The 24,559-nt window shown below is 60.6% G+C and carries 25 protein-coding genes; 24 read left to right on the forward strand and 1 reads right to left on the reverse strand.

Going from position 1 to position 24,559, the window contains the following annotated elements:
• Nucleotide 1: 1 nt before the first annotated feature.
• The 21 genes from FNT36_RS03145 (at nucleotide 2) to FNT36_RS03240 (ending at nucleotide 18,203) form a co-directional block, all read left to right on the forward strand.
• On the forward strand, nucleotides 2-1,468 hold the full coding sequence (locus tag FNT36_RS03145; protein ID WP_144844254.1) for a DEAD/DEAH box helicase: 1,467 nt from the start codon (nucleotides 2-4) through the stop codon (nucleotides 1,466-1,468).
• Complete coding sequence (locus FNT36_RS25345) at nucleotides 1,465-1,641, forward strand: hypothetical protein (protein WP_233635642.1); 177 nt, start codon at nucleotides 1,465-1,467, stop codon at nucleotides 1,639-1,641. The genes FNT36_RS03145 and FNT36_RS25345 overlap by 4 nt, the downstream gene beginning before the upstream one ends.
• The gene (locus FNT36_RS03150) at nucleotides 1,638-4,121 is read left to right on the forward strand and encodes a BT4734/BF3469 family protein (RefSeq protein ID WP_144844257.1); all 2,484 of its coding nucleotides are present in this window, start codon (nucleotides 1,638-1,640) and stop codon (nucleotides 4,119-4,121) included. The genes FNT36_RS25345 and FNT36_RS03150 overlap by 4 nt, the downstream gene beginning before the upstream one ends.
• A 300-nt stretch (nucleotides 4,122-4,421) precedes the next feature.
• The gene (locus tag FNT36_RS03155; RefSeq protein WP_144844260.1) at nucleotides 4,422-4,961 is read left to right on the forward strand and encodes a PDDEXK family nuclease; all 540 of its coding nucleotides are present in this window, start codon (nucleotides 4,422-4,424) and stop codon (nucleotides 4,959-4,961) included.
• A 1-nt stretch (nucleotide 4,962) separates the two neighbouring features.
• On the forward strand, nucleotides 4,963-5,205 hold the full coding sequence (locus FNT36_RS03160) for a hypothetical protein (RefSeq protein ID WP_144844263.1): 243 nt from the start codon (nucleotides 4,963-4,965) through the stop codon (nucleotides 5,203-5,205).
• 63 nt (nucleotides 5,206-5,268) lie between these two features.
• Nucleotides 5,269-5,652 carry a hypothetical protein gene (locus tag FNT36_RS03165; protein WP_144844266.1) on the forward strand — a complete coding sequence of 128 codons (384 nt, stop codon included), beginning with the start codon at nucleotides 5,269-5,271 and terminating at the stop codon, nucleotides 5,650-5,652.
• Complete coding sequence (locus FNT36_RS03170; RefSeq protein ID WP_144844269.1) at nucleotides 5,636-5,956, forward strand: HNH endonuclease; 321 nt, start codon at nucleotides 5,636-5,638, stop codon at nucleotides 5,954-5,956. Before FNT36_RS03165 ends, FNT36_RS03170 begins: the two co-directional genes overlap by 17 nt.
• A 115-nt stretch (nucleotides 5,957-6,071) precedes the next feature.
• Complete coding sequence (locus FNT36_RS03175) at nucleotides 6,072-6,551, forward strand: phage terminase small subunit P27 family (RefSeq protein ID WP_144844272.1); 480 nt, start codon at nucleotides 6,072-6,074, stop codon at nucleotides 6,549-6,551.
• 184 nt (nucleotides 6,552-6,735) lie between these two features.
• A complete protein-coding gene (locus FNT36_RS03180; RefSeq protein ID WP_144844275.1) occupies nucleotides 6,736-8,460 on the forward strand; it encodes a terminase large subunit in 1,725 nt (574 codons plus the stop codon).
• Nucleotides 8,461-8,540: 80 nt separating this feature from the next.
• Nucleotides 8,541-9,863, forward strand: coding sequence for a phage portal protein (locus tag FNT36_RS03185; protein WP_144844278.1), 1,323 nt, complete (start codon nucleotides 8,541-8,543; stop codon nucleotides 9,861-9,863).
• Complete coding sequence (locus tag FNT36_RS03190; protein ID WP_144844281.1) at nucleotides 9,856-10,506, forward strand: HK97 family phage prohead protease; 651 nt, start codon at nucleotides 9,856-9,858, stop codon at nucleotides 10,504-10,506. The genes FNT36_RS03185 and FNT36_RS03190 overlap by 8 nt, the downstream gene beginning before the upstream one ends.
• Nucleotides 10,507-10,539: 33 nt before the next feature.
• Nucleotides 10,540-11,841: a phage major capsid protein gene (locus FNT36_RS03195; RefSeq protein ID WP_144844284.1), complete on the forward strand. Its 1,302-nt coding sequence runs from the start codon at nucleotides 10,540-10,542 to the stop codon at nucleotides 11,839-11,841.
• Between the two features lie 68 nt (nucleotides 11,842-11,909).
• Nucleotides 11,910-12,191 carry a hypothetical protein gene (locus tag FNT36_RS03200; RefSeq protein ID WP_144844287.1) on the forward strand — a complete coding sequence of 94 codons (282 nt, stop codon included), beginning with the start codon at nucleotides 11,910-11,912 and terminating at the stop codon, nucleotides 12,189-12,191.
• Nucleotides 12,192-12,200: 9 nt separating this feature from the next.
• Entirely contained in the window at nucleotides 12,201-12,581 is a 381-nt protein-coding gene (locus FNT36_RS03205; protein WP_144844291.1) for a head-tail connector protein, read from the forward strand.
• Nucleotides 12,578-12,901: a phage head closure protein gene (locus FNT36_RS03210; RefSeq protein WP_144844293.1), complete on the forward strand. Its 324-nt coding sequence runs from the start codon at nucleotides 12,578-12,580 to the stop codon at nucleotides 12,899-12,901. Before FNT36_RS03205 ends, FNT36_RS03210 begins: the two co-directional genes overlap by 4 nt.
• The gene (locus tag FNT36_RS03215) at nucleotides 12,894-13,391 is read left to right on the forward strand and encodes an HK97-gp10 family putative phage morphogenesis protein (protein ID WP_233635643.1); all 498 of its coding nucleotides are present in this window, start codon (nucleotides 12,894-12,896) and stop codon (nucleotides 13,389-13,391) included. Before FNT36_RS03210 ends, FNT36_RS03215 begins: the two co-directional genes overlap by 8 nt.
• Nucleotides 13,391-13,795 carry a tail completion protein gp17 gene (gene gp17 / locus FNT36_RS03220; protein ID WP_233635644.1) on the forward strand — a complete coding sequence of 135 codons (405 nt, stop codon included), beginning with the start codon at nucleotides 13,391-13,393 and terminating at the stop codon, nucleotides 13,793-13,795. The genes FNT36_RS03215 and gp17 overlap by 1 nt, the downstream gene beginning before the upstream one ends.
• A gap of 30 nt (nucleotides 13,796-13,825) precedes the next feature.
• On the forward strand, nucleotides 13,826-14,305 hold the full coding sequence (locus FNT36_RS03225; protein ID WP_144844299.1) for a phage tail protein: 480 nt from the start codon (nucleotides 13,826-13,828) through the stop codon (nucleotides 14,303-14,305).
• A gap of 86 nt (nucleotides 14,306-14,391) precedes the next feature.
• Nucleotides 14,392-14,826 carry a hypothetical protein gene (locus tag FNT36_RS03230; protein WP_144844301.1) on the forward strand — a complete coding sequence of 145 codons (435 nt, stop codon included), beginning with the start codon at nucleotides 14,392-14,394 and terminating at the stop codon, nucleotides 14,824-14,826.
• A gap of 50 nt (nucleotides 14,827-14,876) precedes the next feature.
• Complete coding sequence (locus FNT36_RS03235; RefSeq protein WP_233635645.1) at nucleotides 14,877-15,125, forward strand: hypothetical protein; 249 nt, start codon at nucleotides 14,877-14,879, stop codon at nucleotides 15,123-15,125.
• Nucleotides 15,126-18,203 carry a tape measure protein gene (locus FNT36_RS03240; RefSeq protein WP_144844305.1) on the forward strand — a complete coding sequence of 1,026 codons (3,078 nt, stop codon included), beginning with the start codon at nucleotides 15,126-15,128 and terminating at the stop codon, nucleotides 18,201-18,203.
• Here the strand turns inward: FNT36_RS03240 and FNT36_RS03245 are convergent.
• Nucleotides 18,200-18,670: a hypothetical protein gene (locus FNT36_RS03245; RefSeq protein WP_144844307.1), complete on the reverse strand. Its 471-nt coding sequence runs from the start codon at nucleotides 18,668-18,670 to the stop codon at nucleotides 18,200-18,202. The genes FNT36_RS03240 and FNT36_RS03245 overlap by 4 nt on opposite strands.
• Before the next feature lie 76 nt (nucleotides 18,671-18,746).
• Here FNT36_RS03245 and FNT36_RS03250 point away from each other — a divergent pair, with 76 nt between their 5' ends.
• From FNT36_RS03250 to FNT36_RS03260, 3 genes are all read left to right on the forward strand, one after another.
• Nucleotides 18,747-22,022, forward strand: a complete 3,276-nt coding sequence (locus FNT36_RS03250; RefSeq protein WP_144844309.1) for a hypothetical protein — start codon at nucleotides 18,747-18,749, stop codon at nucleotides 22,020-22,022.
• A gap of 65 nt (nucleotides 22,023-22,087) precedes the next feature.
• On the forward strand, nucleotides 22,088-23,224 hold the full coding sequence (locus tag FNT36_RS03255) for a hypothetical protein (RefSeq protein WP_144844311.1): 1,137 nt from the start codon (nucleotides 22,088-22,090) through the stop codon (nucleotides 23,222-23,224).
• 2 nt (nucleotides 23,225-23,226) lie between these two features.
• A complete protein-coding gene (locus tag FNT36_RS03260) occupies nucleotides 23,227-24,372 on the forward strand; it encodes a hypothetical protein (protein ID WP_144844313.1) in 1,146 nt (381 codons plus the stop codon).
• The last annotated feature ends 187 nt before the right edge of the window (nucleotides 24,373-24,559 follow it).

The following is a 24,559-nucleotide window of genomic DNA, read 5'->3' on the forward strand; positions in this document are numbered from 1 at the left end:
GATGGGAGCTATTCAATTAAGGGAGTACCAACTCCAAGCCATCGCCGAGCTGCGCACGGCCCTCGCTGCGCCCGCCAGCTCAGCCGTGCTGGTGCTGCCGACTGGCGCCGGCAAAACGACGGTAGCCGCTGAGCTGACTAGGCTCATGGTGAGCCGCGGCAAGCGCGTATGGTTTGTGGCCCACCTGTACGAGCTGGTGGCCCAGGCCCGCGCCCGCATGGAAGCTTTTGGGCTGACCGTGGGCGAGATAGCCAGCGATGCCCACTACTGGGGCAACCGGCCGGTGCAATGCTGCATGGTGCAAACGCTCAGCCGCCGCATCGCCAGCATTCCCGCCCACGAGCTACCCGACTTCATTTTCTTCGATGAGGGCCACCACACGGCCGCAGGCACTTACCAGAAGGTGCTCGACGCCTGCCCGACTGCCCGCCGCATTGGCCTCACCGCCACGCCCTACCGCCTCGACGGCAAGGCGCTGGGTGAGTGGTACCAGAGCATGGTGGAGCCCATCACCATTGGCCAGCTGATGGAAGCCGGCCACCTAGTGCCCGCTCACTACGCGCTGGCCGAAGTGGACCTCGACGGCCTAGGCGAGCGCGGTGGTGACTACGCCGCCGACCAGGCCTTCAAGAAATTCAACAAGCGCCAGCTCTACGCCGGCACCGTGACGCAGTACGAAAACTACGCGCCGGGCGAAAAGGCCATCTGCTTTTGCATCAACGTCGAGCATAGCCTAGCCACGGTGCAGGCCTTCAATGAGCGCGGCATCGCGGCCGCTCACCTCGACGGCGCTACCCCGCTGGCCCAGCGCAAGCGAGTGCTGGAGGAGTTCGCCGCCGGCAAGTGGCAGGTGCTCAGTAATGTGGCTTTGTTCACGGAAGGCTTTGACCTGCCGAACATTAGCTGCGTGATTCTAAACCGGCCGACCAAGAGCAAGGCGCTGTACTTGCAGATGGGCGGGCGCGGCCTGCGGCCCAGCCCCGGCAAAAGCCGCTGCCTCATTATCGACATGGGCGGCAACGTGAAGGCGCATAGCTTCCTCGATACCCCGGCCGAGCACTCGCTGGAGTCGACGAAGAAAAAGAAGGGCACTAGCGTCGGGGTGCGGCCGATGAAGGACTGCAAGTTCTGCGGGCTGTTCTGGCCTATCTCGGCCAAGGCCTGCGAGGGCTGCGGGGCTGACTTCCCCATCGAGGTGGCTAGGCCGCAGGAAGTCACCTTCACCGTGGTGACCGATACGCGCCAGTTTCTACCCCCCTCGGTAGCCAAGCGGCGCGGTGGCCCTAAGGCCGTGCCGGCTGACCTCGAAGGCAAGAACATGCACGACTGGAGCGATGCCGACTGGCGCCGGGCCTGCGCGCTCTCGGGCTATAATCCTGGTTGGCGCAAGCACCAGGGCGCCTGGCAGCGGGGCGCGGGCCTGCGCGAAGGGCTGTATCAGCCGGAGCCCCAACAGCAGGTAGCATGAACATCCCGCCCACCCAGAACCCCCGCGCCTACGCCACGCACCTGCTGGCCGCCTGGCAACAGGAACTGGCCCAGCGGCACTACCAAGGCATCGCCCGGCCGCCGAGGCTGCTGGCCCTGATTACGCAAGAACTCGCCCGCCGCCAAGGTGCGGCAATTCCCAACTCAAAATGATGGTTTCGCTCTTTCCTCAAATCAAAGCCACCACGGGCGGGGAGAAATTACCTCTCGTGGAAGTGCTCGCCGGCATCATGTCGGGACTCTGGCGCGCCCAGGTCGAGGCCGTGCGAGCTGAACAACCGGGCAGCGGCGCCTATGACATGGCTAAACGTGCCCTGCCTTACTTCACCCCTAGCGGCACTTTCGAACGCCGCGCCGTGGGTGGGCTGGTGCAGCACTCGGGCTTTATGAGCCTCGACCTCGACGCCAAACCAAACCCCGATACCGACTGGGCCCAGGTGCGGGCTGCCATCGAGGCTGATGAGCATACCTACGCCTGCTTCCTGTCAACCGGCGGCGTGGGCCTGTGCGTGCTGGTACCAGTACCGACCACTCACCACCTCGGCAGCTTTCGGGCGCTGGAGGTGTATTACGCCGAGCACTTCGGGGTAAAAATCGACCAGAGCTGCAAGGACGTGAGCCGCGCCCGGTTCGTGAGCTACGACCCCAAGTTGTTTCTCAATGAGCAGGCCGAGACGTTTGCGGAGCTGGTGGAGCCCAAGGCGGCCACCATTCCGGCCCGCCAGCCCCAGCCCGTAGCCACCACCGACCTGCGCAGCACCGACACGGAAGATAGGCTTATCGCCATCGGCGTGAAGATGATACGTGAGGCCCAGGACGGCGGCAAGTATGTGCAGGTGCGCAACGCCGGCCACCTAGTGGGCGGCTACGTGGGCTCAGGCTTCGTCGAGGCTGGCCGCGCGTTTGACGCGCTGTATTCGGCACTGCTGGCCAAAGAGAACGTAGCTGACCCCAAGGCGGCCGAGAAGGCCCTGCGCTCAGGCCTCGAGGTTTCGGGCCCGGCGCGGCCGCTGCTGCCCGACTGGCTGCAATACAAAGTGCGGCAGGAATTGCGCGAGCACAAGGGCAACCCTGGCGCGGTGGTCACCATTGCCCACCGTGAGGCGGCAGCCGCGCACGTGGCGCCGGCCGGCGTGCAGGCAGCAGTCGAGGCCATTGCCGCCGAGCAGGCGCAGGAGGTCGAGCTACTGACTTTTTGGGGCCTGGTCGATGGCCCAAAGCGGGACGGCCCCAAGCGGCTGCTGCTGAGCCTCGACAAGTTTATTGCCTGGCTCGGCACCGAGGGTTTTCGCAAGTACCGTAGTGCGGCCGGCGGCTACGCCACGGTGCGCGTGGTGGCGGGCGTGGTCAGCGAAATCGACCGCGGGCAGCTCTTCGACCACGTGCTGGGCTACCTGGCTGGCCTACCCTTCGAGTTTGATGGGGTGTATGGCTTTCAGGTGCGGGAACTGGTACTGGCCCAGGAGCGCAAGCTGCTGGATGCTAACTTTCTGCAAGCCCTGCCGACGCTCGACGAAGACTGGCTGCGCGATGGCCCCAGCCAGGCCTACTACTTCTTTCGCAACTGCTGGGTGACGGTGACGGCCACCGGCATCGCCACGGCCGAGTACGGCAGCCTGCCCGGCCAAATCTGGGCTGAGCAGGTGCGGGCACATGACTTCGTACTGCTGGCCTCTGCGGAAGCGGCGCTGCAAGCTGACTTTCACCAGTTCACCGTCAACGTGAGCGGCGGCAATGCTGACCGCCTGGCGCTGCTCCGGGCCAGCCTGGGCTATCTGCTGCACGGCTATAAGGAAGAGCAGAATGCGAAGTGCGTGATTTTCGTCGATGAGGTGGCCACCACCGGCAAGCCCGATGGCCGCACCGGCAAGTCACTTTTGATTAAGGCCGTGGGTGAATTGGTGCAGGTCACCACGATTGCCGGCGCGACATTTCGCTTCGAAGACTCTTTCCGCTTTCAGCGCATCAGCGCGGCCACGCGCCTGGCCTACTTCGACGAGTGGGACGGCCGTAGGCTGCCGTTCAAAAAACTCTTTACCGAAATCACCAGCGAGATTGCCGTGAACCGCAAGAACCACGCGGAGTTCACGATACCCTTTGCCGACAGCCCAAAGTTTGCCATCACCACCAACGATGTGGTGAGTGGTGAGGGCGGCAGCCACGAGGGCCGTAAAATCGAGATTCCGCTGGCCCCGCACTACTCGGCTCGGCATACGCCCAAGGATGATTTCGGCGTCGGCTTTTTCAAGGAGGGCTGGGATACGGCCGAGTACAACCGCTTCTTCAATCTGGCCCTTGGCTGGGTGCAGCAGTTCCTCTCGGGCGGCCGCCAGCTCACCCAGTTGGCCTCAGCGGCGCTCGACGCCCGCAAGCTGGAGGATTCGACGAGCCCGGAGTTTTTGGAGTTTGCGCGGACTGAACTGGCTGAACTGCAAGGCCGCGGGCACACGATATGGGCTGAGCAGGCCTACAAGGACTACCTGACTTTCGCCGGTGAGAGTGACCGCCGCTTTCCAATGCGCCGCTTCTACCACTGGATGGCCAAGCTGGGTTTCGAGCGCAAACGTTGGAAGCACATCGGGGCCGACCGGGATAAGAGCTACTTCGAGAAACCCGAGGCTAGCTCAGAATAGCTAAAACCCCTGGGGCACAACTTTTAAAAACGAGTTGTGCCCCAATGTGGGACTTTAATAATCAATTAGTTATGGTACGTTTTCGGGTATCATTTTCCAGCCTCACAACTTCCCTATACAAAATTGCATTTTTCTTTTACACGCGTTTGTATTATAAGAAGAATATATAAGTAAAGTACAAATAGGGGTCTAATAAAAATACTCTTTTATAGCCGGAAGTATTAGAGACGGTAAAAGCTACTCCGCAAAGGCCGCCAAACGCTAATAAAATCAATCACTTACACCGGGGCACAAGTAGTTGTGCCCACTTCTGCCCTGAACGATATGAGCCACCCCGCCGCCCCCTACGCCACTAGTTCGCCCGCTTTCACGCCGCTCACCGGCCCTGCCTTCGGGGTTGCTGCTACGGCCGCACCCAAGCCTTATGCCCTCATCCACAAAGAACCCGAGGCGCTCTGGGATGAAAATGCACTCCAGCAGGAAGCCTTTCACTGGATGCGCCACCACTACCCCCACCAAGAGCAGTCGCTCATCGCCATTGCCAATGGGGGCCTGCGCACCGCCGCCACCGGCCAAACGCTCAAGAATACGGGCCTCAAGCGCGGCTATCCTGACACCGCCCTAGAACTGGCCCGCAAAGGCTACTACGGCCTGCGCATCGAGCTTAAAATCATCGGTGGCACCTGCGAGTGGAAAGGCCAGACCATCAAGCGCAAGCCCGGCACCGTGAAGCCTGAACAGCGTGAGTGGCACGCCCGCCTTACGGAAAATGGCTACTGCGTGGTAGTGGCCTGGGGCCTGCAAGGATTCATCGACGCTATCACTGAATACCTAGGTTAAGATGCCCGACCTGCGCCTCCTCTTCCCGCCAGCCCTAGGCGAAACCACCGCCACCCTGGCCGAAGGCCCAGACCGCCAAGTATGGCACCGCTGCCAGCTCGACGCCCACCAGCTGGACTACTTCTGCCACGAAGACCTACACCCCGGCTGGCGCTGCTGGACCCACGAAGGCCGCTACCTGTCCGATGCTTCGCTGCGCTACCTGGTTGGCCAGATGTGGCCGGGTTATGGGCCGCCCGATTAGGAACGAAACTACTTGCTCAAACCTTTCTGCATTTGTACCTTAGATAGTTATTCCGTCCTGCTTATGCTACCCGCTTACGACCCTATTCAACACATCCCCCCACCCATTGATTTACTGCCTACCCTGCGCCTAGTGTACCTAGGCCGGGAGTATGCAGGCCAATACCGGGCCTACCTATGCAGTGCCCTCTGTGAGCGGCTGCAACTACGGGCTTACCAGCCCATCGACCTGGTACCGCCTTCTGGCCACAGCCCGTACTGGCACCTCGATCTGCGGCCCGAAGCCAAGCGCCGCCTAGCTCAGTATGCCGACACCCGCCCGCGCATCAGCAGCCTCAAGCTGCCAGTCGGCCTAGTCGAGCCAGGTAGTGCCTTAGTGCTGCAATTGGTGAACCAGCCCGCCTTCCCTGGCTTTTACCCCATGCTGCCCCATGCCCTCGCTGCCTAAGCCAACACGCCGGCCCTGGCAGCCCGCCCCCGCCAAGCGCGTGTATCAGCAGCACGAGGCCAGAGATAGCCGCTACGATACGGCCCAGTGGCAGGCTGCCCGTAAGGCGCAGATAGCTCGCTGCCCGTGCTGCGTGGTGTGCACTAGCCTAGGCCGCACCACACCGGCTACCGTGACTGACCACATCACCCCAGTAAGGCTAGGCGGTAGCTTCTGGGACGCTAACAACCATCAGAGCTTGTGCCGCGCTTGTCACCAGGCTAAGAGTGCGTCAGAGCGCACGCAAACAGCTCCTAGGGGGTAGGGGGTCGAAATCCTCCCGGCCCATCACGCCTACACCGTAGCCCTGAGTCAAATTTTCACGCTGTCAGGTTAGACTGTTTTTTCACATATTGTATTTTACAAATATTTATTGAACTATGCCAGGCCCACCCCCCAAACCAGCCCGTCAGAAGCTCTTAGAGGGCACCCACCGCCGGGACCGCGAGGCACCGGGCGCGTTGGACTTCGACCCCACCAAGGACTTGCCAGCACCCCCAGACGACCTGCGGCCGGATGCCGCACGGCAGTGCTGGGAAGTGTGCGCGAAAGAACTGCACGCCAAGGGCATGCTGGCCACGGTGGACCTGGCGCTGTTGCGGGCCTACTGCTACCAGACGGCCTTGATGCTGGAAGCCGAGGAACAACTGGAGCTGAACGGCAAGACTGAAACCCGCTTCACGGCCAACGGCTCGCATCAGGTGCGCTCGCCCTGGGTGGCCATCCTGTCGGACGCCACCGAGAAGGTCAATAAAATCGGCCAGCAGTTTGGCTTTAGCCCGGCCAGCCGCACGCGCATCAGCGCGCCCGAAAAACCTAAGGAGGACGCTAAAAGCGGCTTTGCCGTGTTCCGCAAATGAGCAACTTATCTGAACTTTCTACAGCCCAGCTACAAGCTGAACTGGTGCGCCGAGGCCAGCGCCGCGAACAGATTTGCCCGACCTGCAACGCGTGGGCGGCCTATATGGGTTGTTCGCGTAGCTGGCGGGAAGAACTTCACTGCTGCGGCTGCCGGAAGGCTGTAGCGCTTTGCACCTGCCGTCGATGAGCAAGCCCCGCAACTACATCGCCATCGCCAACCAGTATATCGAGGACGTGCTAAGCGGGCGCGTGCTAGCGTGTGAGTTGGTGCGGCTGGCCTGCCAGCGCCAGAAAAACGACTTGCAGCGCGCAGGCACCGAGGCGTTTCCCTACTGGTTTGATGAGGAAGAGGCCGCTAAGCCCTGCATGTTCATCGAGCTGCTGCCGCACATCGAAGGCGAGTGGGCGAAGAAAAAGCTTAAGCTGGTGCTCGAGCCCTGGCAGATATTCATCATCACCTGCCTGTTTGGGTGGCTCAAAGAAGATGGCAACCGCCGCTTTGTCAAGGCCTACATCGAGGTGGCCAAGAAGAACGGTAAGAGCGCGCTGGCCTCGGGCCTCGCGTTGTACATGCTGGCCGCCGATGGCGAAGAGGGCCCGCAGGTGTATTCGGGCGCTACCCGCCGCGAGCAGGCCGCTATTACGTGGGAGGTCAGCCGCAAGATGGTGGAGAAATCGCCGGACCTGCAGCGTGAGCTAGGGGTAAAAGTCAGTGCCAATACTATCTACTGCGAGCTAAACGGTGGCTTTTACCGGGCCCTCAGCAAAGAAAAGGGCGGTAACCAGGATGGCATTAACACCCACTTCGGGCTAGCTGATGAGCTGCACGCCCACCCTAAGCCCGACCTGGTGGAGAACATGGAAACCAGTATGGCCGCCCGCGCCCAGGCGATGCTGTTCCAGATTACCACGGCCGGCTTTAACCTGGCCGGGGTGTGCTTCAACACGCGGGCGCTGTGCGTGAAAATTCTGAAAGAAGTGGTAGATGCCGAGCACTATTTTGCCATCATCTTCACCATTGATGAGGAAGATGACTGGACCGACCCCGCCGTGTGGCCGAAGTCAAACCCCAACTGGGGCGTATCCATCGACCCTAAGAAGTTCGCGGCCGAGGCTGCCGAGGCCAAAGCCGACGCTACCAAAGAGGGCTACTTCGTTACCAAGCGCCTCAACGTGTGGCGCAATGCCAAGGCCGCCTGGATGAACATGATTGCCTGGAAAGCCTGCGCCAATCCGTCCTTAACGCTGGAAGATTTTGTAGGTGAGGAGTGTTACGTCGGGCTCGACCTCGCCAATTCGACTGACATTGCCGCCCTGGTTTTCATCATCATTCGCGGCAACCAAGTATTTGTTATTCCGCGCTTCTATCTGCCGGAAAGCGAGGCCGAAACGGGCGAGGGTGCTCACTACGCCGGCTGGGCCATCGACGGCCATCTGACGCTGACGCCCGGCAACGTGACCGACCAGAACCTGATTCAAGACGACCTGCGGGCCGCGGCCAGCGTGGTGCACATCAAAGGCATGGCCTACGACCCCTGGCAGGCCAAGAAGTTCGCCACCGAGATTGAGCAGGAGGGTATCGCCACGATAGAGTACCGCAACACGGTGCCCAATTTCAGCGCACCCATGAAGTCAGTGTTTGCCATGGTGAAGGACGTGCTCACGCCCGAGGAAAAGCGCAGCGCCAAGAATTACCAGCTGGTCCACGACGGCAGCCCCGTTATGGGCTGGATGATGAGCAACGTAGTGGCCAATATCGACGCCAAGGATAATATCTACCCGCGCAAAGAGCAGGCGAAGAATAAAATCGACGGGCCAGTAGCGTTGATTATGGCCGTGGGTGCCTGGGGCGGATTCGAAGATGCCCCCACCAGCATCTATGAAGAGCGTGGCCTGCGGGTGCTATAGGCGCTTGCCCCGCCTTGCCCCGCCTAAGATTGCAGCCCGCCTAGGGTCAGTCGGAGCTTTGACACAGTTCAAGCCCGACTATGCCTTTCAACTTCTGGAATAACTCTGCTGCGCGCTCCGCTGCTACCCCGCTTCAAGCGGCGGTGTCGGCTGAGCGCGAGCAGCGCAGTGCTGGCGTAGTCGAATCGGTTAGTACCGAAAGCAATGATGCCCGCCTGCTGGGCATCCTAGGCTTTGGCGGTGGTAGTGTGGCGGGTGTGCCCGTCAACCAGCAGACGGTGATGAGCATTGCCGCGGTCTATGCCGCAGTTAATGCCATCAGTCAGGATATTGCCGGGCTGCCCTGCCAGTTGTTCGAGCAAACGACTACCGGCCGCGAGCGGGTGAGTGGCCATGCCGCCACGCCTATTCTCAATCTAAAGGCTTCGGGCCTGCAAAACAGCTTCCAGTTTCGGCAAACGTCAATGGCCGTCACGCTGCTGCGAGGCAACTCCTATGGCTTGATTGAGCGCGCTGGCAAGCTAAAGCCGGTGCAGGTGCATTTCAAGCACCCCGACGAAACGACCGTGTTCAAGTCGGGCGGCCGCCTGTGGTACCGCTTCAGTGGCGACCCCAAGACCTATGCTGACTACGACGTGCTGCACTTTCGAGGCCTGAGCCTCGACGGCGTAATGGGCGTGTCAGTCATTCACTATTTCCGCGAAACGTTCGGCAAGGGTCTGGCTGCGTCGAAAGCTCATACTAGCTTCTACCAGAACGGCGCCAAGCCCTCGGGCACGCTGGAGATGGAAAAGGGCACGCTGACCGACGCCGCAGCAGCTCGCCTCTCCGCATCCTTTGCTGCCCAATACGCTGGTATTGAAAATGCTGGCAAGCCCATCTTATTGGAGGAGGGCCTGAAATACAAGGCCATTAGCCTAACACCCGAAGATGCTGAATTTATCAGCATCCATAAGCTCACGCGAAGCGATATTTTTAGCATTCTGCGCTTTCCGCCGCACAAAGGTGGCGATTTGGAGCGCTCGACTAACAACAACATTGAGCAGCAAAGCCTCGACTACGTGGGCGATACGCTCATGCCCTGGCTGCTGAATTTCGAGCAGGAGTACCGGCTGAAGCTACTACTGCCTTCTGAGGTCGAAAACCGCTATTTCAAACACAATCTGGCCGCCCTGCTGCGCGCTGACGCCACGGCCCGCGCCAACTACTACCAGAAGCTGGTGCAGGCCGGCATCTATTCCATCAACGAGGTACGCGAAATGGAAGAGCGCAACGCCATCGACGGTGGCGACCGCCACTTGGTGCAGGTCAACCAGATGCCGCTCGATAAGATGGACGAAACACTGGCCGCCCGCAACGCTAAACCCGCTAATACGCCGCCCCCGGCCCCTGAAAATGAGTAAGCCCCTGCACCTACCCGAAGGCCGGGAGGCCCGTGTTGTCACCACCCCGCCCAGTATTGAGTACCGCGCCATTGACGGTGGTGGGCAGGAGCCTGCTGCTTTTATCGGGCAGGCCATCGTCTGTGGCGTGCGTAGTAGCCCCCTAGGCTACGCCGGCTTTCGCTTCGTGGAAATCATCGACGCCCGGGCCCTGGATGCCACGGACATTTCGGATGTGATTGGGGTATTCAATCACGACCCCGACCAGCTGCTGGGGCGCACTCGCAATAACACGCTGGAGCTCACCCGCACGCAGGACGGTGGCTTGAGCTACCGCATCCCCTACGACGCACAGGACCCCGACCACCAGCGGGTGATGCGCAAGATTGAGCGCGGCGACGTCGACGGCAGCAGCTTTTTGTTTCGGGCTAAAAAAGACGACTGGCAAGAGGAACAGGACGCAGCCGGTGGCAGCCTCTACGTGCGCACGGTGTTAGAAATCGAAACCCTGTACGACGTGTGCCCGGTGACTTCACCGGCTTACCCTGATGCCACGGCGGCCAAGCGCAGCCACGACGCCTACCAGCAGGAGCACCCTATGCCGCCCATCGGGCCGTGCATGGATATGCTTGAAAAAGAGCTTGCTCTTGCCATCATTAGTTAATTCACTCACTCACCTTTTTTCTGCAAATTTTTTATGAACGAACTGCAACGGCTGCGTGAGAAACGCGCCAAGAAAGTTGAAGAGGCTCAGGCCATTTTCAACAAAGCCAAGGGCGAAAGCCGTAGCCTGAACGCCGAAGAGGTGCCGGTCTACGACAGACTCATGGCCGAGGTGCGCAGCCTTGCCACTGACATTCAGCGTGCGGAAGAGCAAGAAGAACTCGCCCGTGAAACTGCTGGCAATACCCAGCCAATCAACAACCATAATACGCAGGAGGCCCGTGACCTGTCGAAGTACTCGCTGCTGAAAGTGGTGCGCTCCATGTCAGGCGGTGCGCCCCTGGAAGGCATCGAGCGCGAAATGCACCAGCAAGCAGTTGCTGAAGCACGCGCCCTAGGCCAAGACGTGAATGGGGTAGGCATTCCGCAGATGCTACTCAGCCGCCGCGACAACTCGATTACCCAGCCCACCCAGCCCGAGGATGGCTCGGCCGTGAAGGCTGTGGACACGGTTCGCCCCATCATCGACTTGGCCCGCCCTAAATCGGTGCTGCGTGCGCTAGGCGCTACGTTCCTGACGGGCTTGGTAGGTGACGTTGGCGTGCCTTCTCTCTCGCAGGGTGCCAAATCGACGTTCAAGGGTGAAATCGAAACCCTTGACAAGTCGAATCAGAAGTTCAAGGACGCGAAGCTCACGCCGCACCGCATGGGTACGTGGGTGCGCCGTAGCAAGCAGTTTTTAGCCCAAACCTCCCCAGGCGTCGAGGCGCTGCTGCGGGGTGACCTCGAAAAGAGCGTGGTGCAGGAGCTGGAGCGCGTGGCCATCAATGGCGACGGCCAAGACAACGAGCCGCTGGGCATCCTCAATTACAACGACATTCTGCAATTGGTGCTGGGCGCCAACGGCGCAGCGCCCGACCGTGACACCCTGGTGTTGCTGGAAGCCTTGGTAGAAGGTCAAAACCTGGCGCTCGACTCGTCGGGCTATCTCATCAACGTGGCCACTAAGGCGAAGCTCAAGCGCACGAAGGTGGACGCTGGCTCGGGCTTGTTCTTGATGAACAGCAACACGGAGCTTAACGGCTACCCCGTGCAGGTAACGACCAACGTTCCGCGCGACCTGAGCAAGGGCACCAGTGCCAGCAAGCTATCGGCCGCCATTTTCGGCGACTGGAGCCAGTTGCTCATCGGCCAGTGGGGTGGCCTCGACATCACGGTGGATAACATCACCCTAGCCAAGCAGGGTCAGGTGGAAATCATCATCCAGACGTTCCACGATGTGCTGGCGGCCCAGCCCAAGGCATTTGCGGCCGTGAAAGACCTGCTCACTGAGTAGCATAACCTGAAAAAGCCTGGCTGGCAGTAGCTGGCCAGGCTATGGTTTTACCCTAATTATTCCGTGTTATGTCGCAAACTGCTGAGCAAAAGGCCGCAAAAGAGGTCGAAAAAGCCCAGAAAGAAGCCGAAAAAGCAGCAAAAGAGGCTGCTGACAAGCAAAACCAGCTTGAAAGCGGCGAAAAGGCTGCTGAAACCCAGAAAATCAAGTTTTTGCGCTCGCATCCGCGCTATGGCTACTGGCCCGGCGATACCGCCGACCTCGCGGCTGAGCATGTGGAGTTACTGACTAGTGGCGGCTTTGCCGAACTGGTAGCGGCGCCTGAAACCGAGTCTGAAAACGAAGAATAACCTCCTAAGATGCTCACCCTCGCCGACGTAAAGACCCACCTCAAGCTCGACCCCACCGCCACGGATGAGGACGCGCTGCTGACTGGCTATTTGGCGGCGGCGCTGGGCATGTTCCGCACCGAAAGCAAGCGCCGCTGGCCCGACGTGGGCGAGCCGGCGCTTGCCAAGGCCAGCGACCCGGCTATCAACCCGCCCACGCTGGTATTTCTGCGCTACGCGGACTATACCGTGCTCAGTCCCGACGAGCAGGCTATGGCTGACCAGTATATCCTACTCACCCTAGGGCACTGGTATGAAAACCGCGGCTCGGTGGCGGTGGGCCTGAACGTGACAGAGGTGCCGCAGACGGTCAAAATGCTGATGAATCTTTTGAGGGAGCCAACGCTATGAACTTCGGCCAGCTCGACCGCCTCATCACCCTGCAAAAACCCATGCCCGCCCCAGCCAACAGCTTCGGCGGCTCGGGTCAGCAGTCCACGTTTACCGATGTGGCCCAGGTGTATGCCAAGGTCGATAGCGTGCCGGGCAGTGAGGGCTTTGTGGGCGACCAACTCACGGCCACCCAGCGGCAGAAAATCACTATCCGCTACCGGGCCGATGTGGCACCCGACTGGCAGCTGGTTATCGACGGCCGCACCTTTCAGATTACTGACTTACAGCAATTCGGCCGCCGTGTAGGGCTGCTTTTATTCGTCTATTCCCGTGGCTAAGAATTTATCCTTTGTAGGCATTGAGGAGCTAGGCCAAGTGCTCGACGGACTATCGGGCGATAAGAAGCTCAGCAACAAAGTGGTGCGTGGCATCCTCAACAAGGCAGCTAAACCCATCATTGCTGAGGCTCAGAGCCGCGTTTCGAAAGAGAACGGCGACCTACAAAAAAGCATCGGCTCCATTCCCGGCCGCGGCCGTGGCAAAGGGGAGCAAGTATACGTCGGGCCTCGGCGCGGCGGGCGCTTCAAGGGCTACGCGGGCCATTTAGTTGAATACGGTACGGCTCCGCACATCATCAAGGCCAAGGCAGCCGGCGGGCATTTGCACCTGCGCGGCAACGTGTTCGTCGAAGAGGTGCAGCATCCGGGCGCAGTGGCTAAGCCCTTCATGCGGCCTGCCTTCGACAGCAAGAAAGACGAGGCTATCGGCATCATCAAAGCCGAGTGCAAAAACATCATTGAAGACGCTTTTAAATCAGTTTTTAAATAGTGGAAGCCGGCGCCATCCTAAATACGCTGCTCAGCCAGGCCGCCCCCGTGGTAGCCCTGCTCGGCTATGTAGATAAGGACCACCAGCAGCAGGTCCGTATCTACCCGGTGGTGGCGCCCCAGAAGACACCGCGGCCCTACTGCACTTACCAACTGGTGAGCCTAGTACCCGAAGCGGGCAGTTCTGCCGTGTGCCGCCTCGGCGATGTAGGCCGCGTGCAGCTCAGCCTCTACGCCGATGCCTACGACACCTTGGCTGCCCTCACCACGGCCGTGCGCGGCGCGTTGGACTACGCCGAGCCTGAGCCCGGCGTGTTTCTCGAGCCAGACAATCAGCAGGACCACCATGACAAGGATGCCGTCTGCCTTTTCCGCAGCTTGGATTACCTGGTCGAATTGCCCTAACTCTCTCACCTTTTTTTCTGCAAAATTTCTATGGCACTAGACAAAGTACAAGGCCGTGACGTCGGCATTGCAATTCAAAAAACAATCAATGCGGCCCTCGTTTACGCGCTGATTGGCTGCCTTACCGACTCAACATTTGATGTCGATACCGAAACCGACGAAGCGACTTGCATTGCCAGCGGGCAGTTCAAGGAGTTCATTGGAGGCCAAACTGGCTGGTCGCTGGGCGGCACGCTCAACGTACGCCAAGCCACCAACGACGCCAGTGGCCCCGGCGCTACGGATGCCGACGATAACGTGACGGCTGAGAACCTGCTTGATATTCAGTTAAGCGAAAACAATCAGGTGCAGGTGCGCTATCGCATTGGCTCCAAGAAAGGCAGCGCGTGGTACACGGGGACGGGTATCATCACCAAGAGCAGCTTCAAAGGTCAGCTAAAAGGCATCGCTACCTACGCAATTACCATTCAGGGCTCAGGACCACTAGTCAAGACGCTGGCACCCGCCTAGGTATCACTTCCAGGTGTTTCACAAAAAACCCGCCCGGCTTCCGTGGCGGGCTTTTTGGGCGAAACCCATTCTCTTTTTCTGCAATCATGGAAGTCAATACCACCCCCAATACCGCCCGCGGTGAAGTGCGGCTTACGATTGCTGGCCAGCAGCACCCCGTGCGCTTCAACCTCAATGTGATGCGCGATTGGAGCAAGCTCAGCGGCCGGCCGGCCAGCGAGTTCAACCTGGCTATCATCGAAGACCACATCGAGGCGTTTTCCAGCATCATCACCTGCGCCATTCGCCGCTTCGTGCCAGCCTACCCCGAGTACGCGCAGGACTTGGCAGTGGACCTGCTTGAAGAAATGCCCCAGGCCGAGGCGGATGCCATCGCGGAAGCGATTACCGAGGCGACCGTGACCGTAAACCCTCTGCTGGCGTCGATGAGCAAGCAGTTAGCGGCCAAAATGCAGGCGCTGACTCCATCGACGCCGAGCGAGAATGGCGCGACTTCCGAGACTTCGCTTACGGCGAGCTAGAGCTAAAGCCGGCCGAGTTCTGGGAGCTCACGCTAGCCGAGTTTGACAGCATGGCTCGGGGCTACCGGCGGCGGCAAGAGCGCAAAGAACGTGAGGAGGTAGAGCAGTGGCGCCGCACGCGCTTGGTAGCTACCATTCTAGTAAACGCCCACCGTGGGGCCAGCCAACTGGCCCAGTCGCCTGAGGAGTTCATGGCTTTGCCCGGCGACCCGCCCCCAGCTCCGCCCATGAGCGAGGAAACATTTGACGAGACCATGGCCCGCCTCGCTGAATTTGATAACCTACAAACTGCCGCATAAATGGCTGATATTCTAGCTTCCGTTTCCGTCGTCCTAGGTGCTGAGGTCAGCGCGTTTAAAGCTGCGATGGCAGATGCCAAGCGTGAGCTAAAAGGCCTACGCGAGGCGGGACTAGCTATGCAGGATATTGGCGGCAACCTGACGAGGGCCGTTAGTGTGCCGCTGGCCTTGCTAGCTACGGGGGCCGTGGCTGCTAGCGCTAAGCTGGAAAGCCTAAAAAACGGTCTGCAAGCTATTGCCCGGCAGGAGCTAGGTAAGCAAGGGATTACGGGTCTAACTGGTATTCAGCAGGCAGCCACGCAAACGGGGGAGCGCATTCAGTTGCTCCAGCAGATTGCCAAGCAGCCAGGCCTCGGCTTCGAAACAGCTGAACAGGCGGACATTCGCCTACGTGCGGTGGGTATCTCGGCCGAACAATCGGCCAAGAGCATCAAGGCCTTTGCCAATGCCATTGCCACCACCGGCGGCGGCAAAGTAGAGTTCGGTACCGTTACCACCCAGCTCTCGCAGCTGGGCGCCAAGGGCAAGGTATTGGCGCAGGACCTACGCCCCATCATCGAAGCCGCGCCCGCCGTAGCCGCCGCGCTGCAAACGCTCTACGGCACAGTGGACAGCGAGGAAATCTCAAAGAGCCTGACCAAGCAAGGCCAGAGCAGCAAAGACTTCATTCGCATTCTGACCGATGAGCTAGCCAAACTGCCCCAGGTGACGGGCGGGCTGAAGGCTGTGTATGAGAACGACCTTGACGCGCTGCTGGTAGCCAGTGCCAAGGTGGGTGACGGCATTGCCAAGGCCTTCAACCTGCAAGCCGTCGGCGAGCGACTGGGCGACCAAATCACCGCCATTGGTGATGACTTTGCCAACCTCTCAGCCCCCACGCAGGCGGCAATCGTGACGTTTGCCGGGCTGGCCGCCGCCACTGGCCCGGTGCTGGTGGGCCTCGGCGCTATCGGCGCCGGCCTGCCCGCCGTGAAGGCGGGGCTGGTGGCTGTAGAGTCAGGCGCGCGGCTGCTGAGCACGGGCTTCGTTTCGCTACTCAACCCTACCACACTAGTCATTGCAGGCGTAGCCGCGCTGGCTGCTGGTGCCTACTACCTGGCCACGGCCAACCAGCGCCTGCTCGACACTTACCGCGAGCAGACTGCCGCCACTCAAAAGCTCACCACCGAGGTCAGCCCACTGCTTGACCGCTACGACGAGTTGCGGGCGAAGACTACCTTAACCAGCAAAGAGCAGGACGAGCTGCGCGCCATTGTCGAGAAGGTCACGTCCGTCATGCCGGCCGCTGGCCAGGGCATCGACAGCTACGGCAACTACATCGGGCTGGCCACCGACAAAGCGCGCGACTTTATCAAGGGCAACCAAGCGCTTGAGAAAGCCATCGCGCTGCAAAGCCTGCCCGCCCAGCGGCAGAAACTGCTGGAATTAAGCGACGCCTACGACCGCTTGCTCAGAGAGCGCGACCAGCTCAACCGCGGCTCCTTCAACGGCGTGAAGGTTGAAGACCTCGGCGCGCAGTTCTTGGTTGATTTCCGGCAGGAGCTAGCCACCACCGCTACGGAGCTAGAAAAGCAGAAGCGCCTGGTATCAGAGCTAGGCACCGCAGCGGGCATCACGGCCACCCAGTACGACGCCCTAGGCGCCACCTTCCCCACGCTGGCCGCCAATCTGGCCAAGCTGGGCAATGCTTTCCCGATTCCCAACTTTGCCGGCAACGCAGTTGACATCACGGCGCAGGTCGGCCTGCTAAAAGGGCTGCACGAGCAGTTAAAGCAGCTAAAAGAAGACCAACAGAACGCGGGCACCGAGAAACAGGCCTTATCCTTCAACCCGCAGATTAAAAGCCTGCAGGAATACATTGCGCGGCTGGAAGGGGCAGACAAGGCAAATAAGAAGGTCACTGACGCCATCAAGAAACTCCGCGAGGAGTTGGCTCGGCTCACCGCGCTCGATAATATTCTAGGTAATACCCCTAGCGAGGTCGAGGTACTGGAGCGGCGCGTGAATACGCTTACGAGTGGGCTGAAAAACCTAGTAGACGCAGGCGTAAGCACTAGCTCAAAAGCTTTCCGCGGCTTTGCGGCTGACCTGGTGAACACCAGCCAGGCGCTCGACAAACTGCGGGCAGCTGGTGGGGACCTCAACTTAAAGCCAGTCGAAGTAAAGTCGCTCATTCCGCGCACGATTGGCGACACGCTGCCGCAGGACGTGGCCCGGCTGCTCGGCGACTATGCCAAGCAGGTCAAGCCGTTCGAGCTGCCGATAGCGGCCAAGCTCAACATGCAGGCTATTACGGAAGCGCAGCGGCCAGTGCAGTTGCTGAGCAGTGAGCTGCTGCGCCTAGGTGACATTCAGGTGCAGCCCAAGTTTGACGGCCTCGTGTCGAAGGGGCTTTACAATGAGCTGCTGACCCTAGGTGCTGGCTTCCGGCAAGTGCAGGCGAATGCCGACCTGTTTGGGGGCAGCTTTGATGCAGCTGGGGCCAGGGCTAACATTTTACAGGGCACTATTCAGAACCTCATCTCACAAGGATTTAGCCCCCAAAGCCAAGCCTTGCAAGATTTAAGCAAGCAGCTGCGCACCTATTCGATAGAGTCGGAAAATGCCCAGATTTTAACATCATCCCTAAAAGATGGAGCCGCAACGCTAGGCAACGCCCTAGGGGATGCCATTGGCAAAGTAGCTTTTGCCGGGGCAGGCGTAGACACGCTCTTTGCTTCCATCTTCGCCGGCATCATCGACGCCTTGGCTGATTTTGCCGAGAAAAAAGGCCGGCTCCTCATTGCCATCGGTATTGCTGACTTAGCCACCCCCGGCCTACAAGCTGTGGGGGCTGCCGAGTTGGCGGGTGGCATCGGCCTGCTGGCGGCGGCGGGTGTAGCACGCGCGGGCGCGGCAGCCATCAGCGCGAGTGCTGGCTCAGGCAGTGGTGCAGGTGGCACTACCCCCACGGCTAGCAATTATGGCCAGAAGAGCAGCACCCAGACCGTTAAGGTTGTCGGCGAGTTTCAGCTACGCGATACGACGCTAGTGGCTGCACTACGCCAGGCTGAGTATCGCTCAGAGGTATCGGACTAATTTTGCCGCTTATAGGTTACCACTGGTGCTTTATAAGACAAGGCTAGTCGGCTCATTTCCTGCCATGCGATACCTGGTGCACTACCAAACGCACCCCGATAGTCAATGGGGGTATCGCCTAAGCGCATGCTTGGCATTTTGCACATGCCTCGCACCTCAATAATGGCACCTTCTTTACTAGGCTTGATTGAAAACCGATAAGCGGCTTCTACGGCTCGGTTTTGGGTTGGTCGGTAACTGGTATTGATATACCCAAGCTCTTTATCTGACCTGTCTATTGGATAGCCACCATCCAAGAGCACACGGCCAAGCTTAGAATAGGCTACCGCAACACTATCCGTAGTGTGCAGAATAATAACGTTATCTCTCTTAGTTGGCTGCGCAGCCTCCTGCCCAGCGGGCGGCGCAGTCTGAGCCAGGGTGGGAATAGCGGCCAGTAGCAGGCCAGCGAGTAAGAAGTGCTTCATAGTACTAAACTACTACTTACCCCGCCTTGCCCCGCTTTCGCCGCCACCCCGCCTGAGCCCGGCCGGAACTTCGGGCATGGCTTACCTACTGCTGCGCCGCACGGTGCTGCCCAACCCTGTTGGCAGCCCCTTGCCTTACCGGGTTACTGAAATCTATTTCGACACTGAGAAGCGCACTCGCACCCCCACGCAGTTCGACTCGTCGGATAACACGACGTTCAACCCACCCAGGGGCGCACGGGTCTACGATTACGAGTACGCGCCCGGCAAAACGCGCTACGTGTACTACGATGGCAACGGCAGCGTCTACACGCAAAACCAAGTAACGCCCGTGCAGGGTGGCGGCACTAGCCTCAAGCTGAAGCTCATTCCAACCAGCCCCGGCACAACCGACCAGAACGCCCGCGACGCCTGCTTCGACCTAACGGGGCAGTTTGGCGTGGCCCCGTACCAGCTGGAGGTAATCGGCCAAAAAGGCAACGCAGCGGGCTACTATAAAACCGACACGTCCAAGCTGGAAATCTACCCGGTCCGGTTTTACAATCTGGCGGCCGGACAGTACCTGCTGCGTGTTACCGACGCCACGGGCGCCATTGCCACGCAGTTGCTCGACATCGGCGTAACGTTTTATGGCTACCCCCGCGGTACTGTCCTGGCTGACTTGCTGAACGCTGGCCGGCTCTTTCGGCGCTGGTGGCTGATGAATGAGCTAAAGGTGGAGCTGCGTAACTATTCCATCGAGCAAGGCAAGGACAACTTTAGCCTGCCTTACGGCACCTTAGTAGACGGTTACTTATTGCCCGGCTCCAACGGCCAGACGTGGCGCCAGGTGTATGCCGACGGCGTGGGCGGCGTGTTTGAGGAGGGCGTGTACTTCGTGGACACCCCCACCACTGTTAGCAGTTCGCTCGAGCTCGAAAACCTGATTTTATTCAACCCCACCTCGGGCCCCGAGCAAAACGGCGGCTGCGTCGTGGAGGTGCGGGCTAGCGCCCCGCCCGTCAAGTTTACCCTAGGTGGCGTGACCAACACCACCGGCCGCTTTGACAACCTCGGGGCGGGCATGTTTTCGGTGGTAGTAGCTGACGCCAATGGCAACACCCTCACCGTCAGCTTTACGCTCACCCAGCGCTACGCCGTGCACTGGTATCTCGACTTCTCGGACCTGCACGGTGTGCCTTGCCGGCTGGAAATATGGGAGCGTGACTATAAGGGGGCGCCCGTGCTCATCAAGGGCCAGCGCAATCCGGTAGTGATTAAAAGCGACGGCCTCAATACCAGCCTCGGCGGCCGGGGTGATTTGCCGCCCGTCGTGGGCACCACGTGCCAGCTCAGCCTGAGGGTAGCGCTCGGCGAGCTCGAAGACCTCACCGTCGGCGATGACCGCCTCGGGCGCGTGGACGTGCGCCGCGCGGGCAAATTGCAATTTCGGGGCTACGTGCAGCCGGACGTGTACGAGGGCGAGCTACAAGATGGGCTGGTGAACGTGAACGTACTGGCCACCGATGGGCTCGCCGGGCTAAAAGGTACCTACTTCACCGGCCATAACGGCCAGCGCCTGACCGGCTACCGGCCTATTTTGAACAGCCTGCTGCATTGCTTTAGTCGCTGCGAGGTATCGCTGCCCGTTTACCTCTACACCAACAGCCGCGACGCGAGCATGGCCACGCTCGACGCGCCCGAGGAGGCCAGCGCTACCAACCGCACGGGCTACTACTTCCCCGATAAGGATGAGCCCGAGAACTGCCGCACCGTAGTCGATGCGCTAGCGCAGGCGCTACGTGGCACCTTGGTGCAGCGTGAAGGCACGTGGCAGGTGCGTAGCATTCTGGAGGCGGCCACCGACGCCCCTGGCCGGTCTTATCTGCCGGCTGGCACGGCGCAGGCGCCCGTCGTGGCGCTCGCACCCAGCGGCACCATCCAACCGCCGCGGGTGGGCGCACTGCACTGGCTGCGGTCGGTGGAGGCGCAGAAGCTTTCGGTGCGCCAGAGCTGGAAATCACTCACGGGCAGCACGGATACGGGCTGGCTCAAAAACGCCTACCCAGCCGGCGACGTGTTTTCGGATAGGTACGCCTGGCTGGAAGACCTGAGCCAACTGCGGACTATCACGGGCTGGGTGGCTCCGCCCCGGCTGCCCTTTCCGCTGGTGCTGGTGCGCGCGGGCGAGAAAGGCGGCGACCTGGTAACGCAATGGGTGCGCAGCCTCGGCCTGAGCCAGCGCGATGACCGCTACCTGCAAGGCCCGGCCCTGCCGCTGGTGGGTGGCCTGGAAGCCACGCCCGCGTTTCTCACCTTCACAGGCAGGGTAGTGCCTACTGAGACATTCCTCGATTACGAGGGCAACGCCGTGAGCTCGCCCACCACGGCCGCCGTGGGCACCTTGCCCTACGAAATCCTAGTTGATGGCCACAGCCTAGGCGTGCAGCTGGCCACGCTCAAGCTGGCGGCCGATGGCAAGGATAACACCTTCGAAGTGCCGTTGGCCCCGCTGCCCTCCGGCACGCAGGCCGCCACCTTGCGGGTGTATTCCTGGCTGGCACCCGACACCAACCTGTTTCGGGATGCACCCAGCTACTCGCCCTACTCCGACTACAAGAAGGGCGACGTGGTGCGCGATGACTACGCCAGCGGCAAAAACCTGTTTGTGGCCCGGCGTGACCAAGCCAAGTTCGTGACGCCGCCGGCCACCTTCCTGCCGCCCGAGGAGTGGGCGCGCATTCAACCCGTCAACGCCGCTACGGGCAACCTACTGCTCAGCAGCATCGGCGTGCAGCTGCGCCCGCAGGGCGTTACCTGGGACGGGAAGGATAACTTCCGCGCCGATGGCCCGGCCGGCACCGTACGGCCCACCGAGGTGCTGAACGTCTACCACGCCGACGTGCCCATCGGCGCAGGCCTGTTTTCGGGCAACCTACCGGCCTTCGGCAAAACCATCGCCAACGTAGACGGCACCATGACCACCAGTTGGAGCCGGAGCCTTGACCTGCTGCCCGCCCCGCTGTTTGAGTCGGTGGTGCTCGACGGCCTAAGTCTGCGTTCAGGCAATAGCAAGCTGCTCACGGGCGCGCTGAGCCATCTAGGTACGGAGCCCATCTACCTGCTTGATACCCTCGACGCGCCCACCGATGTGCCTGGCCGGCGCTTCTGCGTGGGTAGCACCGAGTGGAGCCTGAAGCTGGGCTACACCCGGGTGTCGCTCATCGAGAACGGCGCCGGGGCCGATGCACCCGACCCCTACGCCCAGCTGAGCAACGTGCGCGTCACCCACCAGCTCTACGAGTACAAGCCGGCCTTCTTCGCGCCCGTGGCCCGCGGCACGCACGACGGCAGCCTGCGCGTGCGGGGGTAATTACTTGCCCCGCCTTGCCCCGCCCGGCTTCTTTCCCGGCCTAGGTCGCGGGGGAACTTCGGGGCATGGGTGTCAAGGTTCTCCGCATTTATCAGCTCGACGGCATCGTCAACGCGCGCCTGGAACTGGTGGGCGGTTTTTTCGAAGTAGAGGTGCCCGCCGGCCCCGTCGCGGGTGGCTTTCAAAACAAGCGCCTGAGCTTCGAGCAGCTGGCTGACCTGTTGGGTGGGGGTGGTGGCCAACTCACCGCCGACCAAGTAGCCGCGCTACAAGTACCTGGCGCCAACGCTAATAACCAGTTCGTACTCAACAACGACTACCGCCTAGACCCTAACCTGCTGCACCTGCTGCCAGTAGGCTCCCGATGCTATATGTATGGCCCAGATGATGGGAGCAACCAGTACGGCAAGGATGGAACGGGCATCGGTCACGTCGATAACGTGTATGGCTTCGGCATGAGCGGCGGGACGTTTGGCGACAACCATTATAACAACACCTACGACTCGGGCCTGACCGATAGCGCGTTTGGAGATAGCCACAACGGCAACACCTATGGCGCGGGGTTGCAGCAAGGCACCTTCGGCAAGAGCCATCGCAACAACCACTATGCCAACGACACAGTGCGCTGCACATTCCGCGATAATCATACCGGCAACACCTATGGCAACGGTTTAAGCGACAGCACGTTTGGCAGTAACAATCGCTACAATATCGTTGGGGATAACTGCTCAGACATCATCACTGGGACGGGCGTTAATGAGTGTCAGATTGGGCCTAATTGCAGTGGTATTCAGCTTGGCATTAACTGCAAAAACGTCAAGGTATTTGACACCCGCAACGGCAGTAATGTAACCGACCCGACCGGCGTGAGCAGGCTTGTAATTCCAGCCGGCACGCAAAACGCGGTGTACCGGCGTGGGGTACTTGAAACTGCTAACTCGGGCACCCCTGGCACGCCCGGCACGGGTGTGGTTGCCGTGGACGTGTCGGGCGACAAGCGCAAGCAGGTAGCAGCTGACATCGCGGCTAGCGTGGCTGGTGGCGGGCAGGCGCGCATTCAGGAGCCTGATACCAGCTTCACCGAGAAGCACTTCACCGACAATCGCAACCCCAGCGCACCCTACTTCTTCTGGGCCTTGCAAGAGGACAATCCTGACACCAGCACCACGGAACTGTGGTGGAACCGCTTTCGCATCCAATAGCTATGCACGCCGATACCATCAAGGAATTGCAGCAGGCGGTCGCGCCGATTCAGACCTCCGTAGCAGGTTTGCAAACAGTCGTGGGCACCAACGAGAGCGGGGTGCCAGTCAACATAGATGACCGCTTTAGGGTAGCGCTCGGGCAAGACTTTCCCGTGCTACCCGAGGGGCAGACGTGGCCGATGAGCAGCCGCAGCAACTACTTCGCTATTCAACTGCTGAAAGCGCAGTTTGCGACGCTTAACGAAACGGTTAACAACACCTTCCCGGCGCTTTCGCTGCGCCTGGAGCAAACCGAATCGGCGCTTGCGGCTCTGCAAGCGCAGCAGGATGCCGATGACCTGGCCGAAGTGGCACAGGACGCTTACGCCCAGCAGACCCGCGCCCTAGCGCTGGCTGCCGATGCTAAAGCCGTAGCCGCGCAGGCCACGGCTGATGCTGCGAAGGCTGCTAACCTGCTGACCGATGCCAAGGCCGCCGCCGCGCTCAGCGCAGCGGCGGTGGCTGACGGCAAAGCGGTAGCAGTACAAGCAAAAGCAGACGCCGACGCAACTGCCACAGCACTACTTCAGGCCCGCCTCACCACTGATGAGGCGGCCATCGCTGCCGCTCAGGCGAAAGCTGAGCAAGCACTGGCCGCGGCGCAGGCTGCTCAAACAACGGCTAACACTGCCCAGGCCAAAGCGGATGCCGATGCCAAAGCAGCAGCTGATGCGCAGCTCACCGCCAACCAGGCCCTGGCCCTGGCCACCACGGCGAGCAACACGGCTGCCAGTGCCCAGACTGCCGCCACCAATGCGCAGGCCTCGGCTACCACGGCCATCAATAATGCGGCCGCCGCCCAAACCACCGCCACCGCCGCCCAGGCGGCTACCACGGCACTGGCTGCCAAGTTCCGCGAGAAGCGGGTGCCGACCAACCAGATGGCCCTAGGTGCCACGATTACGCAGGTCGTCACCTGGGATACGCCCTTCAGTGATGACAAGTATTCACCGATAGCCGAGCTGACTGGCTCGGGCGTGCTGGGCTTGCGGGCCGACGTGCTGAGCTGGACGGCCGCCACCGTCACGGTGCAAATAAAAAACACCCTGGGCCTCGTGCTAGTCGCGGGAGCTGGCACCCTCATCATAACCGCCAAACACGACTAAGATGGCCGCCCTAATCCTTACTGCGGACCCCACTTTCACCGTTCCAACTTGGAGTGCCGGCGGTGTTACGCCTGTCCCTAGCACTAAGTATACCGCTAGTTCCGCAGATTTTCAGAGCAACGTTCGGGATAATGCCTTAGCAGGCACTACGGCCCGCAACCGCTGCGCATTCGCCTATGTGGAACAT

This window comes from Hymenobacter setariae (genome assembly GCF_007713685.1).
GTDB lineage: Bacteria > Bacteroidota > Bacteroidia > Cytophagales > Hymenobacteraceae > Hymenobacter > Hymenobacter setariae.